Annotated in this window: 15 protein-coding genes; 6 read left to right on the plus strand and 9 right to left on the minus strand. The window is 68.6% G+C overall.

Annotated elements, in window-relative coordinates; all coding sequences use genetic code 11:
- The first annotated feature begins 64 nt into the window (after window positions 1-64).
- Window positions 65-964, plus strand: coding sequence for a class A beta-lactamase (bla, locus tag ACXIZN_RS15205; RefSeq protein ID WP_457955133.1), 900 nt, complete (start codon window positions 65-67; stop codon window positions 962-964).
- A gap of 201 nt (window positions 965-1,165) precedes the next feature.
- Window positions 1,166-1,957 (plus strand): carbon-nitrogen hydrolase family protein, encoded by a 792-nt coding sequence (locus ACXIZN_RS15210; RefSeq protein ID WP_457960521.1) that lies wholly within the window; start codon window positions 1,166-1,168, stop codon window positions 1,955-1,957.
- Window positions 1,958-2,022: 65 nt separating this feature from the next.
- On the opposite strand, the gene ACXIZN_RS15215 is transcribed toward ACXIZN_RS15210, so the two are convergent.
- The 3 genes from ACXIZN_RS15215 to ACXIZN_RS15225 all read right to left on the minus strand — a co-directional run bounded on the left by ACXIZN_RS15215 (window position 2,023) and on the right by ACXIZN_RS15225 (window position 5,352).
- Window positions 2,023-3,897 (minus strand): Calx-beta domain-containing protein, encoded by a 1,875-nt coding sequence (locus ACXIZN_RS15215; protein ID WP_457955135.1) that lies wholly within the window; start codon window positions 3,895-3,897, stop codon window positions 2,023-2,025.
- Window positions 3,898-4,229: 332 nt separating this feature from the next.
- Complete coding sequence (locus ACXIZN_RS15220; protein ID WP_457955136.1) at window positions 4,230-4,772, minus strand: hypothetical protein; 543 nt, start codon at window positions 4,770-4,772, stop codon at window positions 4,230-4,232.
- A 103-nt stretch (window positions 4,773-4,875) separates the two neighbouring features.
- The gene (locus tag ACXIZN_RS15225; RefSeq protein WP_457955137.1) at window positions 4,876-5,352 is read right to left on the minus strand and encodes a MarR family winged helix-turn-helix transcriptional regulator; all 477 of its coding nucleotides are present in this window, start codon (window positions 5,350-5,352) and stop codon (window positions 4,876-4,878) included.
- 92 nt (window positions 5,353-5,444) lie between these two features.
- On the opposite strand from ACXIZN_RS15225, the gene ACXIZN_RS15230 reads away from it, so the two are divergent.
- Together ACXIZN_RS15230 and ACXIZN_RS15235 are read left to right on the plus strand one after the other, a co-directional pair.
- Window positions 5,445-5,870, plus strand: coding sequence for a Rid family hydrolase (locus tag ACXIZN_RS15230; protein WP_457955139.1), 426 nt, complete (start codon window positions 5,445-5,447; stop codon window positions 5,868-5,870).
- Window positions 5,871-5,945: 75 nt separating this feature from the next.
- A complete protein-coding gene (locus tag ACXIZN_RS15235; protein WP_457955140.1) occupies window positions 5,946-6,341 on the plus strand; it encodes an ATP-binding protein in 396 nt (131 codons plus the stop codon).
- Window positions 6,342-6,346: 5 nt separating this feature from the next.
- Here ACXIZN_RS15235 and ACXIZN_RS15240 read toward each other — a convergent pair whose 3' ends face one another.
- The 5 genes from ACXIZN_RS15240 to ACXIZN_RS15260 form a co-directional block, all read right to left on the minus strand.
- Window positions 6,347-7,117, minus strand: a complete 771-nt coding sequence (locus ACXIZN_RS15240) for an alpha/beta fold hydrolase (RefSeq protein WP_457955142.1) — start codon at window positions 7,115-7,117, stop codon at window positions 6,347-6,349.
- Window positions 7,114-7,632: a PadR family transcriptional regulator gene (locus tag ACXIZN_RS15245; RefSeq protein ID WP_457955143.1), complete on the minus strand. Its 519-nt coding sequence runs from the start codon at window positions 7,630-7,632 to the stop codon at window positions 7,114-7,116. The genes ACXIZN_RS15240 and ACXIZN_RS15245 overlap by 4 nt, the downstream gene beginning before the upstream one ends.
- Window positions 7,633-7,676: 44 nt before the next feature.
- The gene (locus tag ACXIZN_RS15250; protein WP_457955145.1) at window positions 7,677-8,600 is read right to left on the minus strand and encodes an alpha/beta hydrolase family protein; all 924 of its coding nucleotides are present in this window, start codon (window positions 8,598-8,600) and stop codon (window positions 7,677-7,679) included.
- Between the two features lie 79 nt (window positions 8,601-8,679).
- Window positions 8,680-9,429 (minus strand): aminoglycoside adenylyltransferase domain-containing protein, encoded by a 750-nt coding sequence (locus ACXIZN_RS15255; protein ID WP_457955146.1) that lies wholly within the window; start codon window positions 9,427-9,429, stop codon window positions 8,680-8,682.
- 17 nt (window positions 9,430-9,446) lie between these two features.
- Window positions 9,447-10,349 (minus strand): NmrA family NAD(P)-binding protein, encoded by a 903-nt coding sequence (locus tag ACXIZN_RS15260; protein WP_457955147.1) that lies wholly within the window; start codon window positions 10,347-10,349, stop codon window positions 9,447-9,449.
- 98 nt (window positions 10,350-10,447) lie between these two features.
- Here ACXIZN_RS15260 and ACXIZN_RS15265 point away from each other — a divergent pair, with 98 nt between their 5' ends.
- Window positions 10,448-11,005: a TetR/AcrR family transcriptional regulator gene (locus ACXIZN_RS15265; protein ID WP_457955149.1), complete on the plus strand. Its 558-nt coding sequence runs from the start codon at window positions 10,448-10,450 to the stop codon at window positions 11,003-11,005.
- A gap of 48 nt (window positions 11,006-11,053) precedes the next feature.
- On the opposite strand, the gene ACXIZN_RS15270 is transcribed toward ACXIZN_RS15265, so the two are convergent.
- Window positions 11,054-14,749 (minus strand): CARDB domain-containing protein, encoded by a 3,696-nt coding sequence (locus ACXIZN_RS15270; protein WP_457955151.1) that lies wholly within the window; start codon window positions 14,747-14,749, stop codon window positions 11,054-11,056.
- A 267-nt stretch (window positions 14,750-15,016) separates the two neighbouring features.
- On the opposite strand from ACXIZN_RS15270, the gene ACXIZN_RS15275 reads away from it, so the two are divergent.
- The gene (locus tag ACXIZN_RS15275; protein ID WP_457955153.1) at window positions 15,017-15,349 is read left to right on the plus strand and encodes a hypothetical protein; all 333 of its coding nucleotides are present in this window, start codon (window positions 15,017-15,019) and stop codon (window positions 15,347-15,349) included.
- Window positions 15,350-15,648: the final 299 nt, after the last annotated feature.

Here is a 15,648-nt window from a genome sequence, read left to right on the forward strand (position 1 = left end):
ATCATGCATGAAAGAGGTCGTTCGTGTCTTGGACAGCATGACCGGTGCCGGACAGACTGCGTGCATGTCCGTCACTTCTCGCCGCTGGGCCGCCCTGCTGGCGCTCTCGGTCGCCTCACTCACCGCGTGTTCCACACCCGCCCCCGCACCGCCGCCGGCGGCCGCCTCGCCGGTCGCGGCGACCGGGCGCGCCGACTTCGAACAGCTTGAACGCACCTACCGCGCCCGGCTCGGGGTGTACGCGGTGGACACCGCGAACGGGCGCGAGGTCGCCTTCCGCGCCGACGAGCGCTTCGCTTACGCCTCGACGCACAAGGTGTTCAGCGCCGGCGGTGTCCTGCAGCGGACGCCAGTCGCCGAACTGGACCGCACGGTGACCTACGAACGCAAGGACCTGGTCGTGAATTCGCCGGTCACGGAGAAACACGTGGCGACGGGGATGCCGCTGCGCGCCGTCATGGACGCGACGCTCCGGTACAGCGACAACACCGGCGGGAACCTGCTCTTCCGCGAACTCGGCGGCCCCGAAGGTCTCAACGCGGTCCTGCGCGGGATCGGCGACACCACGAGCCACGCCGACCGGATCGAACCGGAACTCAACGACACCGCGCCCGGCGACACCCGGGACACCAGCACACCGCGTGCGCTCGCCATGAGCCTGCGCGCCTTCGCGCTCGGCGACGCCCTCCCCGAGGACAAACGCAAGATCCTGGTCGACATGATGCGGGCCAGCACCACCGGCGCCCAGAACATCCGCGCCGGGGTGCCCGGCTGGCCGGTCGCCGACAAGACCGGGACGGCGTCCTATGGCACGCGCAACGACATCGGGGTCGTGTGGCCGCCGGGTCGCGCGCCGATCGTCATCTCGGTACTGACCGACCGGTCGGAGAAGGACGCCGAGATCGACAACAAGCTCCTGGCCGACGCCACGGCGGCCGCGGTGAAAGTTGTCCGTTCCGCGTGAAATGATCGCTGCGGCGGCTTCGTCCTGCGGTTTCCGGAGCAGTTGACCGCCGCTGCCCGGACGGTTGGGCCGGCCCGCTGAGGTGGGCAAGATGGTCATGTGAGTCGAACGCTGCGGTTGGCCGTCGCGCAGAGCACGGTGCCACAGGATCCGTCGGATCGAGACGGTCTTCGTAAGAGTGGATCGGAGATCCGGGCTTTGATGCGGGAGGCGAGTGCCGCGGGTGCCCGGTTGGTGCAGTTTCCGGAAGGGGCGATCACCTATCCCGACAAGTACGCAGTGGCGAGGGATGGCGATGGCGGGTTGCGTGAGGCGGATTGGTCACGCACGGCTTGGGATGTGATCCGGGAAGAGGCGGAAACGGTCGCCGACCTCGCTGGTGCGCTCGGGATCTGGACGGTGTTCGGTTCGATCCATCGGTTGTCCGGGGCACACCGTCCGCACAACAGCCTGTATGTGGTCTCCGACCGGGGCGAGCTGGTCGGCCGCTATGACAAGCGGTACCTGTCGCATAGCGAGATCAGTTACCTGTACACGCCGGGAGTGTCGCCGCTGGTCTTCGACGTCGACGGGTTCCGGTTCGGCTGTGTCCTCTGTATCGAGGTCAACTTCCCCGAGTTGTTCGCCGAGTACGAGAGTCTGGACGTCGACTGTGTGCTGGCATCGGTCATGGTCGACGACCTGCCGAGGTCGGTCGTGGCACAGGCGTACGGCACTCTCTACAACTACTGGGTCGCCTACTCGGTTCCGGCCCAGTTCAGCGCGACGGCCCCAGCCGGCCTCGTCGCACCCGGTGGGCGATGGATCGCACGCGCCGACAGCGACGGGCGACCCGGTCTCGCCGTCGCAGAGTTGCTTCGAGACGCGCCGGACACTGACATCGACGTGGCGGTGCGGCTCGCCCGGCCGTGGCGCCGGACTGCCGGAGCAGGACTCTACGGGCCCCATGTCGTGCACGGTGATCCCCGCAGTGACACACGCACCGCGTTCTGAACCGAATACGAGCCCGAACCGCCGGGACGGACGAGGTTCCGTCCGTCCCGGCGGGATTCACCGGCTCAGCGACGGCAGGGGTTACCCGCCGGATGCGCCGAGGTTCCGTGCACGTCGGCCTGGGACTCCGCGAGCACGATCTTCGCGAGCGCGGTGTCCAGCGCGACGGCCTGCTGCTTCACCACACCGTTCGCCACGGTCTGGCCGTTGAGCTTCAGCGAACCGATGACCAGCGGGATGGTCAGCGGCGCCGAGCCAACGGTGATCGACTCACCGTTGATCTTCAGCGAGGCGACGTTCGAACTGCCCGCCAGCACCGGGGCGAGCCCGCCCGGAGACGGCTGACAGGTCGCGGTCGCCTGCGACTGGATCACGCCGAGTTCGACGGTCAGCCCGAGCGTGCTGATCACCGTCTTGTCGATCTTGGCCGACGCCAGTGCGCGATCGCCCGCGGCCGGGGCCGCCGACTGGTCGTCCGGCGTGAGATCGGTCGACGCGGTCAGCACCTTGGTGTCGACCTTGATCAGGCCGGCGTTGAGCGTCGCGGCGGCGACGGTACTGCTGTCGTCGGCACAAGGCAGGTTCGCCGGGTTCGCCCGCGCCGCGGTCACGCCGAGGACGTTCGCCGCGGTGCCGGTGCACGAGAAGACGCCGTCACGGTCGTCGTCGACGATCGTGCCGACACCGGTCGCGTCGATGAGACCGGCGCCCGACGGGGCCGAAAGGTTCACCGTGAACGTCTCGTTCGGCTCGTCGACGGTGTCCGGGTTGACCAGTACGGTCACCGGCCTGGTCGTCTGGCCCGGGGCGAACGTGACCGTCCCGCTCGCGGCCGTGTAGTCGGTGGGCGCGGACGCGGTGCCGTTGGCGGTCGCGTACTGGACCGTCACCGGATTCGGGCTGGGGCCGCCGAGCAGAGACACCGTGAACGTCGCGGGCACCTGCGCGCCGCCGGAACCCTCGCCGACGGTCACGTCGTCGATGCTCAGGCCGAGCACGCGCACGGTCGTGGTCTCGATGTATCCCCGCGAAGCCCCGTCGACCTGGTAGTCGACGACGCACTGGTAGGTGCCGGGAGCGGCACCGGCGGCGGCCGTGATCGTCTCGGTGAACGTAGCGACCCCGCCGCTGGCCACCGTGACACTGGCCGGGGCGTTGGTGACGGTGAGCTGCGGATCGCAGCTGGTCACCTTCGGGGTCACCGTGACCTCGATGGACTTGATGCCGTCCAGGATGGCTTGGGAGACCTGACCTGCCGGGACGTTGTTCAGCAGCACCCCGCCCGTGGCCGAGGTGATGGCGGAGGCCTGGCCCGTGGCGTCGAGGGCACCGACGTTGACGGCGACCACCCGGATCTTCGCCGCCTGCAGCGCCGCGATGGTCTGGGCCAGGGTGTGCCCGCCGCTCGGGTCGTGCGACGGAGCGTCGCCGAACCACGCGATGATGCGGGTGCCGTCCGGCCGGAAGGCGACCGCGCCGGTGGCCAGCTGGTAGAGCGCGTTCAGGTTCGCCTCCGGCGTGTCCCCGCCGCCCGTGGCCACCCACTGGTTGATCCCCGCCTGGACGGCGGCCGTGTCCCCGGTGATGCCCTGATTGACCTTGAACGGCACCGAGTCGGTGAAGTCCTTGTATTCGGCGACACCGAACCGCGCGGTCGGCTGCGCGGCGAGGACGTCACCGGTGATGGTGCTGGCGTTCGACCGCACGTTGCCGATCGGCCCTCCCATGCTGCCCGTGGTGTCGGCGAGCAGGACGAGATCGGGATTCGGCGGCACGGCCGAGGTCGTCACGTTCTTGGTCACGGTCGTGCTCTGCCCCGCGTTCAGGGTGAGATCGAGCGTGGCCGGGTCCACTCCCGGCGGGGCCGCGGCGGCGACCGCGGTGGACGCGAGCATCGCCGAAACGGCGGCCAGGACGACGAGCGATGGTCTTCGTGACATGGACTTCCCTTTCGAGACCCGGCCGGAGCCGGAATACCTGTGGGCTCGGTGGAGAAGACGGAATATCTCGTTTTTCGTTAGCGCGGACGCCGGGCTTCACCCGGGTGCCCTGAGTCAAGGCGCCCAATGGGCTGTTACCGCGAATCCGGGCTACTCGGACCAGGCCCGCATTGCGCCGTCCAGCCGAAGGGGCTTCGGCACTTTTCACTCTTCAGTGTGAAAGGTGCCGAAGATTTCGGCGTTTCCGTGCACACCTCGCCGGACGGGAACCCGAATTCACCGGCGAATAATCACCGAATGTCGCAACGGTCGATACCTCGGCGAGACCTGGGTCAGTAGACGCATTGGATGATCGCGTCGTCCAAGCGGATGTACTTCGCCGGTCCGCCGTTGTTGCCGTAGATCGGCTGGAGGTAGGCCGTATCCACGCCGTTCAGATTGAGATTGGTCAGTGTGATGAGCTGATAGCCCGCCCGGTCGTCGATCCACTTCACCGTGTGGGAGATTTTCCGCCAGCCGTTGGGATCCAAGATCTCGAGGCCGATGTTCGCCCCGCCACCGACCGGGTCGGCGTGGATCGCGGCGGCGCAATTCGATCGATTCGACGGGAAACTCGCGAGCGACTTCGCGGTCCTCATCGCCGACCAGCCGTTGCCGGCGAAGAGCCAGCCGTTGTTGTTGCCGGTCCGCGCCACCCCCATGCCGATGTCGAACCAGGAATGCCCGTCACCGCCTTGGATTCCCCGCTCCCATACGCCATGGGGGTTCGATTCGTAACCGTCGGACCATTGCACGATCCCGGCCCGCGCGGTTCCCGTGAGCCCCAGGAGCGCGATCGAAAAGACCGACAGGACGGCGAATAGTTTTTTGAACACGAGAGTTCCCCCTCTTCGCGTGAATTGAACCCTGTCAGGGGAACAGAGCCCGGAACGCGGGCACAAGGTACCTTCGCGCACACGATAGACCGCCTCGAAGTACCTAAGCGAGATCGGCGGGCCGCGTCCGCAGTTTGGCGGCGATCCGGGCCAGCGCCCGCTGGTCCTCCGCGGTCAGCGGGTCGAGGACGAGCTCCCGCACCGAACGGACGTGCGTTGGCGCCGCCGCGACGACCACGTCGTAACCGTCGTCGGTGAGCACGGCGAGCGTGTACCTGCCGTCGGCGGGATCCGGCATCCGCTCCACCCAGCCCCGCTGCTCGAAGCGTTTGACCACATTGGACAGACGGGAGAGCGAGCCGTTGGCGAGGTAGGCAAGCTCGCTCATCCGCAGCCGCCGTTCCGGGGCCTCCGAAATGTGACTGAGGGTCAGGTACTCGAACAACGTCAGCCCGGCGTCGTGCTGCAGCGGCGACTCGAGCCGCCCCGGCAGCAGGAGGACCAGGGAGACCAGCCCGGTCCAGGCCTCTTTTTCGGCAGGGTTCAGCCAGAGCGCTTCGTCGGGGTCCGGGGCGGCCATGGCGGAACCTTACCCAGAACCCGGTGACTTCATGCTTGAAGTCAAATCGTGCTAGCTTGACTTCAAGCATGAAGTCAACGAGAGGATCCACCATGTCCCAGCCGGAGTTCTTCGCCACGCCCGGATACGGCGACCGGCAGCTGAAGGTGATGCGCTACAGCCAGGTGGTGCGCGTCGGCGATCGCGTCGAGATCTCGGGGCAGGGCGGCTGGGACGACGACTTGAACTTCCCCGAATCGCTCGAGGAGGAGATCGTCAAGGCCTTCGAGAACGTCGAGCGGACCCTCGCCACGGCGGGCGCCACCTGGCACGACGTCATCGCCGTGAACTCCTACCACGTGCCGGAGACCCCCGGTTTCATCGGCGAGACCCACAACCGCGTGATGGTCGAGCAGTTCCGCGAGCACATGGGCGACCGCGCGCCGATCTGGACCGAGACCGGCGTCTCAGCCCTCGGCGCGCCGAAGATGCGGGTCGAGATCAGGGTCACCGCGATCGCCGGGAGTTCCCGCGTGTGAATCCCGCGATCCTTGGGTACTCCCTTACCGCGCCCATGCTCTTGGCCAAGCTGGGAAACCCGCTAAGGAGAACGCGTGGGTATCACGACAACACGACAGGCTTACGAATTCCCCGCCGGCATCGCCCCGCCATTGGGGGAGATCCGTGCCTGGCTGCGAGAGCGGCTGAGCGAGGTCGGCCGCACCACCATCGCGGACACCGAGCTGCTGACCACCGAACTGGTCACCAACGCGCACGAACACGCGGACGGCGTCGCCGAGCTCAGGGTCTCCGTACCCTCGGGCCGGGACGTCGTCCGGGTCGAAGTCGACGACCACCGGCCGCGCCTGCGGCCGTACCGCGTGACGAAAGCGGATCCGACGAGCCCCCACGGACGAGGGATGGCACTGGTCGAGGCGATCAGCGCCCGATGGGGTGTGATCGCCCGCGCGGGCCGCAAAACGGTGTGGGCGGAGATCCCGGTGCTCTGACACCGTCAGCACATGAGACGCGGATCCACGGTTCCCCCGAGCCAAGCGCGAAGAACGCCGTTGAACAGTTCCGGGTCCTCCACGTTCCAGATGTGGTGCATCCCCGGCGCGAACCGCGACCGCGTCTGCGGCGCGGCCCGCGCGATTTCCGAGAGCGAGCGTCGCACCGCCGAGGAATCCTTCTCCCCCGCTATCGCGAGCAGCGGCCCGGAATAGCGACGCAGGTCCGCGGGCACCCCGCCCGCGCATACGTCGGCGGCCATCGCGGCCGCGGTTTCGCGGCGTACCGAGAGACCGTGCTCGACATACCGGGCACGGCTGTCCCCGGGGAGCCCGAAGACAGCCGCCTGGGCGCGCCAGAACCAGCGGGCTCGCGAGGACGCCGCCTGCAGCGCGCAGTACAAGCGCATCCCGGCGCCGGCGGGGGTGAGCGGCGCGCTGGTCAGGAACGCCGAGCTCACCCGGTCCGGATGCCGCGCCAGCACGCGCAGCGCCGTGAGCGCTCCAAGGGAAAGCCCGACGAGGTCGAACGGACCGTCGACGCCGTGTCCGGTCACTCTCGCGACGACGTCGTCCGCCACCGCGTCCAGCCCCGGCCAGTCCTCGCCGACCCGTTCGCCGAAACCCGGCAGATCCGGCGTGAGCACCGTCCGATCCTCGAACGCGGACAGTTGCGGCTCCCACATCCAGTTCGCGACGTTGCCGCCGTGCAGCAGCACCACCGGCCGCTCCGTAGTGGCCGTCCCGGCGGAATGCACTTCGGGGAACGTGTTCACGCGAGCTCCTTCTCGAGCGTGTCGAGCCAGTCCAGTTCGACGCGCAGGTTCGCGATTCCGTAGTCCAGTGTGGACAGTCGCAGCCTGGCCGCCCGGTCGAGCGCGCCGGCCTCCGCCCGCGTCCGTTCGAACCGCTCCAGCCGCGCCCGGGTCGCCTCGCGGCGGGCCGCCAGGAGGGAGCGGAAGGCGTCGTCGTCGAGATCCGCGCCGAAGAACACCCGCGCGAGGAACGGATCGCGTTCGACGTGCCGCTCGGGCTCGCTCGCCAGCCACTCGGCGAGCGCCGCCCGCCCCGCGGTGGTGATGCGGTGCTCCTGCCGGTCCGGTGCCCCGGAGCCGGCCACCTTCTCGACCTCGGCGAGCCCGTCCGCGACGAGCCGGGCGAGGGTGCGATAGATCTGCGCCTTGTCCGCCGCCCAGAAATGCCCGACGGTCGACTCGAAATGGCGTTTGAGGTCGTAGCCGGTCATGGGCGTGAGGGCGAGCAACCCCAGGATGAGGCGGGAGAGAACCATGTCACTAGTAGACTAGTCACCTATAGGACTTGTCAACTAGGGCGCTACTTCACTTGGACCTGCCCGACCGGATCGAACCCGGCCGCCAGCGCGTCGACGGCCTCCTGCCAGGCCGAGTCGCCCGGATAGAGCTCGCTGCGGAGATAAGCCGCCGTGAACCGCTGGACCGCGGCCACCCGCTCCGGGTGCTCGTCCGTGGTCTCGGCGACGTCGTAGCCGGAAACCCCGCCGAGACCGTGCTCCGCGCCGAACAAGGTGAGCAGGGTCTTGCGTCCCGGCGAGAGGAAGTACGGATCGGTGTGCCATTCCGGACCCCGGACAGTCAGATGCGCCGAAGAGTCCTTGTCGCCGGCGACCACGAGAGCGGGCGTCGTCATCGTGGAGAAATCGGTGCTGACGAAGAAGGAGTAGTTCTCCGCCACGAACTCGGTGACCGCGTCACCGCCGCGACCGGGCGCGGCGAGCAGGACTCCCGCGGAGACACGGGGCTCGGCCAGGTTCACCACCGTGCCGTCCCCGGGCTCGATGTACCGCGCGCCGAGCAGCAGGCTCGCGGTATGCCCACCCATCGAATGCCCGGCCACGGCGACCCTGCCCCGGTCGACCCGGCCGCGCAGCCCCGGTACCGCGGCTTCGATCTCGTCGAGCCGGTCGAGGATGGCGATCATGTCCTCGGCCCGCGACCGCTGGTACAGCGGCGCTTCAGGGTGAGCGGAACCCAGGTCCAGAGTCCTGGAGCTCAGGTGAGTGGGCTGAAGAACGACGAATCCGTGCGCCGCCCAGTAGTTCACGAGCGGGGCATAGCCGTTCAGCGACGAGAGGTGATTCGAAGGGCCCTGTCCGTGCGACAGCAGGATGATCGGCAACCCGCCACCGGACATCGGCGCGGAGACCCGGACCTGCAGATCCACAGCACGACCGGGGGTCGGCAGCGTCACCGGGGCGATCGAGATCACTGGTGTGCCCATGATGATTCTTCCCTTGTGAGACGGCTCCACACTAAGCGGAGCACTGTTCCACAAACATACGGAGCACTGTTCCGCTTTGTCAAACTCCTCTCGCCCGGTCCGCGAGAGCGCGCGCGAGCGAGGCCACCTCGGCCGAAAGTCCGGCCCAGTCGTCGGAAGCCGTACCGAGGTAGCCCGCTCGCGCACGGTCGAGCAGCGCGCGTCCATCACCGTCGAGCGTCGGCGCCACGGCCGCCGCCGCGACGTCCTTCGAGACGATCGCGCCCGTCTCGACCGTCACGACGATGCGCGCGAGGGTGAGCAGGACATTGCGTTCATCGCCTTCGAGCTCGGCGAGTAGACCGGGGACGACGCTGAGCGCCGCGTCGCGGAGCAAGCCCCGCGGCACCGGATCGAGAAGCTCGGTGAGCGCGGGGCCGCGCAGAACACGATGCGCCGCGTGGGCGGTGGCCACGAGGATCACGACGTCGAGATCCGCCGTGGGCCGGGGAAGTCCACCTTGGACGAAGTCTTCCCGTAGCCATTCCCCGTACTGGAAATCCCGGCGCGACGGCCTGTCCCCGGCCACGATCCCGGTCAGCTCGATCGGACGGCGGCCCGCCGCGCCGGGGAATCGCGCCGCGTGGCCCCGCCATCCCGAAACCCGCAACAGCAGGGACACCAGCGCGGCGCGTTCCGATTCGCCGAGCGAGCGGCGGGTGACCAGCAGCAGGTCGACGTCGCTGTCCGGTTTGAGCCCGTCCGCCACAGCGGAGCCGTAGAGGTACAACCCGAGGACGCCGCCCGGATCCTCGCGGTCGAGATGGTCCAGCAGGGGCTCGATGCGCATGCCTCAACGATCACGCACTACGCAAGGTATTTCAGCGCCCAGTCGGCGAATCCGGTGAGCGGGAGGCCGAGTTCCCGCGCGTATTCCGGACGTCCGGGCTGGCCGACCACGTTCAGCCACTCGTGCGAGGCACCCATCGGCGGCATCCCGGCGGCGATCGCCTCCTCGACGGTCATCTCCGGCGCCGTCAGCGGGGTGCCCAGCACACCGGACAGGACTTCGGCGATCTCCGCCATGGTCAGGAAGTCGCTCGCCAGCTCCAGTTCGACCCCGGTGAACCGCTCCGGTTCGGCGATGGCCGCGGCGGCCGCGGTGCCGATGTCGTCGACGGCCGCCAGCGACAGCGACGTCGACGGTTTGATGACGCTCACCAGACCGCCATCCACTCCGCGCGGGAACAGGAACTTCATGCCGGGCAGGAAGTTCTCCATGAAGAAGCCCGGCTTGAGCAGTGTCCACTGGGGAAAACCCGCTTCACGGAGGCGGTCTTGGATAGCGGCCTTGGCGCCCAGCGTGGACTCCATCGACGTCCAGCGGCCTTCGGCCCATCCTTCCGCCTCGACGTGCTGGCCGGCCCCCGAAACGGAGGTGTGCACGAACTGCGGCACCCCGGCCGCCCGCGCGCCCTCGATGAGGTTGACGCCTTGGGTCACCTCGCCGTCGAAGTCGAAACCTTCGGCGCTGATGCCCGGCATCTGTACCGAGAAGACGGCGCGCGCCCCCTTGGCCGCCCGGATCACGGAATCGACGTCGTGGAGATCGCCGACGACGAGTTCGGCGCCGACCGCTTCGACGGCTTTCGCCCTGGCCGGGTCGCGCACCAGGGCGCGGACGGGAACACCGGCCGCGAGCAGGGCCCTGGCGGTCGCACCGCCCTGCCTGCCGGTGGCGCCGGTGACCAAAACGGGTGCTGGGGACATGGGGGACTCCTTCGGTCAACTAAGTGGCGGGGCCCGCCACTTATCGTCCGCTACGATATGGCGGGGCCCGCCACTTACGCAAATTCCGAGGTGCAGACATGTCCGACGGCCGGCGCGCCGACGCACGGCGCAATTACGCGCGCATCCTCGCGGTCGCCGAGGAGGAGGTCGCTGCCCACGGCTCCGGCGCCTCCCTGGAGCAGATCGCGCGGACCGCCAACGTCGGCTCGGCGACCGTCCGGCGCCACTTCCCCACCCGCCGGGCACTGCTGGAGGCGGTCTCCGCGAGCCGGATCGCGGCGTTGTGCGCCCGCGCCGCCGAGCTGACCGGCGAGGACGACAGCCGGAAGGCGCTCCTGACGTGGCTCGACGAGGTCGTCACCTACTGCGTCTCCGCCCGCGGTCTGGCCGCCGCGCTCGCCTACGACGGTCCCCCGGCGCACGAGAACTCCTGTTCCGCCGCCATCGAAGAGGCCGGGGATCCGCTCGTGCGGCGGGCCGCGCGGGACGGCATGGTGTCCCCTGACCTCACCGTCGCCGAGCTGATCACCCTGATCGTCGGCATCGTCCTGGCCACCGAGCACTACCCGGATCCCGCCGCGCAGGCGGACCGGCTGTTCCGGCTGGCCGTCGCGGGCCTGAGCCCCCAGGCATGAAACAGGGCCGGAGCGGTCTCCCGCTCCGGCCCCGGAACACCTTCCGGACTACCGCGTACCGCGACGGCCCGGCGAGACCACCGCCGGCACGGGACCGCCGTTGATCACGAACTGCGACCCCGGCTCACGGACGATGTCCCCGTTCGCGGAGTTCGTGATCGTCACGTTCGTCAAGGTCGCGCTGCCGCGGGCGCCGCTCATCGCGAGGATGCCCGCGCCGTTGTTCGACTTGTCGATCTTGACGTTCGTGAGGGCCGCGGTCACGACGCCGCCGCCGGTCTTGAACTGGACACCGTCGTAGGTCGAATCGTGGATCTCCGTGTCCCGCAGCACGACCCCGGGAATGTCCTTGCCCTGCGCGAAGAACGTGATCGCGCCGAACTCCTGCTGCTCGCCCCAGAACACGCCGCCGCAGCGGTACAGGGCGTTGTTCGCGATGAGCGTCTGCCCGGAGAACGGCAGCGGATCGTGATCCGTCGCCAGCATGATGCCCGGGTAGTTCATCGTGTCGTGGACGATGTTGTTCTCGATCTTGTTGCCGTAGCCGCCGTAGATCGCGATCCCGTTGGCCCGCCACGGGAGCTGGATCGTGTTGTTGGCGAACACGTTGTCGTGCGCGATGTCCTGCGACGGATCCTTCACGTACTGATTCGCCCACACCGCGAGCGAATCGTCACCGGTGGTACGGAACGACGAGTTGAACACCTTCGAGTTCCGGGTGCCGTTGGTGAAGTTGATGCCGTCGGCGTAGGTGTTCCGGATCCGCATCCCGCTGAACTCCAGGCCGTCACCCGGACCCCAGAGCGCCGGGACGTTGCTGTAGTCCCGGCCGACCCACGCGCCGACGTTGGCGTGCTCGATCCACACGTTCGTGATCTTCGTGCCGGTGCCGAAGCGGCCGTTGAGACCCACGCCGCCTTCCGCGCCGCCGTCACCGCCGCGGATCCGGCCGGAACCGAAGATGGCGATGTCGGAGATCTGCGTGTTCTTGTCGATGTCGAACCCGAAATTGCCCTCGTGCGGATGGTTGATACCGCCCGCGTTCTGCGGCTCGATCAGCGAGTACAGCTGCGAATGCCACATGCCGGCGCCGCGGATCGTCACGTTGGAGATGCCGACCTGGTTGTACTGGCCGCCGCCGTTGGGCACGTTCGGGTCGTCGGTCAGGATCTTCTTCTCCTGCCGCCACTGCCCCGCCGGGATCCAGACACACGGGATCACGCCGTTCTGGTCGTCGGTGACCGCGCGCTGGATCGCCGCCGAATCGTCGTTCCCGTCGTTCGGCACGGCGCCGTACTCCGTGATCGACACGCAGTTCGCGGGCTTCGCCGACGCCGGGGCGACCTCCTCCAGATCGATGAGGTCGACGATGTAGAACGCCGCGTTGTCACCGCTGTCCCGCTGCAGCTTGAACTTCGTGCCCGGCGGGTACGAGCGGGACAGCAGCGCGTGCGACTCGTCGAACAGCCGTCGCGCGTTGGCCTGCGGGGTGTTGGTCAGGCCTTCGGGATCGTCGGTGCTGCCGTAGAGCCAGCTGTGCTTCGACGACAACGTCAGCTTCTGTGCGAAGGTCCCGTTGACGTACAGGCTGAGCGTCGCGTCCTGACCTCCGCCGCCGGGGGCGTCGGGAATGGAGTTGCGCACGACGATCGAGTTCGCCTGGTTCGCCGACGTGAACTCCACGTACTGCCCCTGATTCGCCAGCCGCACGGATTTGCGGCCCGAGGATTCGGTCGCGAAGTTCGTGTGGCCGAAGGTGCGAAGCGGGTCGGCTTCCAGCAGTTGTCCTTGGTACTGCGCGGCTTCCGCCTCGTACTCGACGTACGGGACCGCCGCGCCGCGGCCCACGACGATCGCCCGCGAGAGGCTGTTGTTGGACTCGTTGGTCTCCGTGACCGTGCCGTCCGCGTCGGCCGTCGCGGTCAGGGTCGCCCCACCGTCGGCGGCGGTCCACGTGCCCGAGATCGCGACGTTCGCGGTCGCGCCCGGTTCGATCGCACCGGTGGCGCCGGTCAGCGTGGTGCCGCCGACGGCCAGCCGCGTCACCGAAGTGCCCGAGGCGCTCGTGCCCCGGTTGCGCACCGCGACGGTGAAGGACACCGCCGAACCGGCCGCCGGGTTGGGCGGGTTCGAGGTGATGCCGGTGACCTCGAGGTCGGGCCCCGGCGCCTGCGCGACGACCAGCGATGTCGGCGAGGTGTAGGTGTTGTTGGTTTCGTCCTGTTCGGCCACCGTGCCCGCCGGGTCGGCGGTGGCGGCCACGGTGTAGGTCCCCTGTGGACGCGTTCCCGCGTCGACGGTCACCGTGGCGGACTCGCCGGCGGCGAGCGCCCGGACCGCCGCGTCACCGACGACGGTGCCGCCGAGACTGACGTTCACGGTGGTGGCGGCCGCGTTCGCGGTGCCACTGTTCTTCACCGTCGCCGACACGGCGAGCCTGCTGGTCTCCGTCGGGTTCGGTGGCGTCCAGGTGGTGCCGGTGACGACGAGGTCCGGGTTCGGCGCGGGCGTGCCGATCACCTGGAATTCCGCGACCTGGCCACCGGGGGCACCGGAGTTGGCGAAGAACTGCAGGCGCACCTCCGACGCGCGGCCGCTGACCGGGATGACGACCGAGTTCTGGTTGGTGGCCGGGTCGAAGCGGTGGTCGGCTCGCGCCGACAGCGAGGTGAACGCGGCGGAACCCTGTGCGCGGCCGAGGACCTCGAAGTTCTGCGTCCGCGCGCCCCAGATCGCGTCCGGGTTGAGCTTCACCACGACCGAGTCGACGTCCGCGTCGACCCCGAGCTTCACCGTCAGCGCGTTCGGGTACCCCGCGGCGGATTCCCAGTACGTGGCGGTGTTGTTGTCGTTGGCGTTCGCCGCGACGAACGAATGGACGGTCGACGTGGCCTCGATCGGTTTGCCCGCCGCCAGGTTCGCGCCCGCGCTCGTGCCGGAGCGCACGACGTGGTTGCTGTCGCCGGATTCGTTGCCTGCCGCGTCCTTGGCGCGCACGAAGTACTCGACGCGTGTCCCCGCGGGTCTGGCTTCGGTGAACGTGGTGCCGGTGATCGTGGTGACCGGTGTCCCGTCGCGATAAACGGTGTAGCCGGTGACACCGACGTTGTCCGCCGAGGGCGACCAGGTCAGCCGGATCTGACCGGCGGCGGGCTCGGTCAGCGCGAGATTCGACGGCGCGCTCGGCGCCTGCGTGTCGCCGGTGTCGGGCCCGTACAGCTCGAATTCCGAGAGCTGGGCGGCGGGCCACCGCGAGTTCGCGGTGACCTGCAGCCGCACGTAGCGGGCCGACGCGGTCATCGAGATGGTGACGGTGTTGGTGCCGGGAGCGAACGCGTAGCCGGCCGGCGCGGCGAGGTCGGTGAACGCCGTGCCGTCGGTGCTTCCGCGCACCGCCAGCGTCTGGGTGCGGGATTCCCAGCCCGCGGGCAGTTTCAGCACGATCCGCGAGAGGGACTTCGCCACGCCGAGGTCGGCCTGAATCCACTGCGGGAACGCGTTGTTGGCGGATTCCCAGTAGCTCTCCTGGTTTCCGTCGACGGCGTTCGCGACGGGATAACCGGGCAGCGCGCTGCTCGCCGACACCGTGCGCGTCAACGGCACTTCGGCGAGCGCGGCCGGAACGGGGGTGGCGACGGGATCGGGTGGTGGCCCGCTCGCGGCGGAAGCGAGGGAGAGCCCGGCGACGGAAAGCCCCGTGACCAGGAGACCGGCGATGAGCCGGGACAGGCGCATACGTGTCATGGCGTCTTCTCTTCTTTGAGACGGCGGGGAGGAGCCAGAGCCGTACGAGCATGCAACAACTCGGAGACAGAATGCAAGAAGTAGACATGTTTCAGAAATTTTGCGACTGTCTGCGCGGACACCTCGCCCACGGCCGCTGATCTCTCTCCGCTTACGTGCGTTCTCCAAGATTCGGCGTCTTTTGTTCCCTGCAAGATCGCGTATTCCGAAGATCGGGTGTACAGCTGTACACTGAGCGCAGGCTAGCCGTGTGGAGGTCGATCCCTGATGGACGTGACGAAAACCCTGAGGTCCGCGCTCACCGGGACGGCGAACGAGTCCAGGTGCGCGGTCCGGGAGCTGCGACGCGAGACCGAGGACCTCGTGGCGCGGCGCGCGGGCCGGACGGCGAACCGGCTGACCGAACTGGGCGAGCGGCTCGCCGATCTGGTCCTGGTCTCCGGCAGCAGGCTCGCGGGCCTCGCCGAGCGGCACAGCGTGCCCGCGGGCGAGGGAGTGCGCCGGGAGGCGGACCGGATCGGCGAATCGGTCGAGCGGTTGTCCGTCACGCTGTCGGAGCGGACGATCCTGCTCGCCGAGGAACTGCTACGCCGCCGATGACCGCGAAGTAGCTCGCGGTCCGTGAAGGCCTCCTTGCCTACTCTGAAGGTAGTGAAGGGGGCCTTCACGTACTTCAAGGATCAGCAGGCAACGAAAGCCCCGTGACACATCGGTGCCATCGGCACTCACGTGCCGAAAGCGCAGGTCCGGTGCCGCCCGGCGCGGTCTTCTCCCGTCTTTAGTCGCTATCTACCACCGTATCCGCCTGCCTAGCATGGGAAACCGATTTCGGATCCGGCCGGGCGATCCCTGGCGATCCGTCACGGCCGCAAAACGGGTGACCCGTCGATTTCCTTTCC

Source organism: Amycolatopsis sp. TRM77291 (genome assembly GCF_054166285.1).

Bases quoted from the DNA above. Each gene is read 5' to 3' on its own strand.
- bla (WP_457955133.1), top strand. From the start codon at position 65: ATGTCCGTCACTTCTCGCCGCTGGGCCGCCCTGCTGGCGCTCTCGGTC.
- ACXIZN_RS15210 (WP_457960521.1), top strand. From the start codon at position 1,166: ATGCGGGAGGCGAGTGCCGCGGGTGCCCGGTTGGTGCAGTTTCCGGAA.
- ACXIZN_RS15215 (WP_457955135.1), bottom strand. From the start codon at position 3,897: ATGTCACGAAGACCATCGCTCGTCGTCCTGGCCGCCGTTTCGGCGATG.
- ACXIZN_RS15225 (WP_457955137.1), bottom strand. From the start codon at position 5,352: ATGGCCGCCCCGGACCCCGACGAAGCGCTCTGGCTGAACCCTGCCGAA.
- ACXIZN_RS15230 (WP_457955139.1), top strand. From the start codon at position 5,445: ATGTCCCAGCCGGAGTTCTTCGCCACGCCCGGATACGGCGACCGGCAG.
- ACXIZN_RS15245 (WP_457955143.1), bottom strand. From the start codon at position 7,632: ATGGTTCTCTCCCGCCTCATCCTGGGGTTGCTCGCCCTCACGCCCATG.
- ACXIZN_RS15250 (WP_457955145.1), bottom strand. From the start codon at position 8,600: ATGGGCACACCAGTGATCTCGATCGCCCCGGTGACGCTGCCGACCCCC.
- ACXIZN_RS15255 (WP_457955146.1), bottom strand. From the start codon at position 9,429: ATGCGCATCGAGCCCCTGCTGGACCATCTCGACCGCGAGGATCCGGGC.
- ACXIZN_RS15260 (WP_457955147.1), bottom strand. From the start codon at position 10,349: ATGTCCCCAGCACCCGTTTTGGTCACCGGCGCCACCGGCAGGCAGGGC.
- ACXIZN_RS15265 (WP_457955149.1), top strand. From the start codon at position 10,448: ATGTCCGACGGCCGGCGCGCCGACGCACGGCGCAATTACGCGCGCATC.
- ACXIZN_RS15270 (WP_457955151.1), bottom strand. From the start codon at position 14,749: ATGACACGTATGCGCCTGTCCCGGCTCATCGCCGGTCTCCTGGTCACG.
- ACXIZN_RS15275 (WP_457955153.1), top strand. From the start codon at position 15,017: ATGGACGTGACGAAAACCCTGAGGTCCGCGCTCACCGGGACGGCGAAC.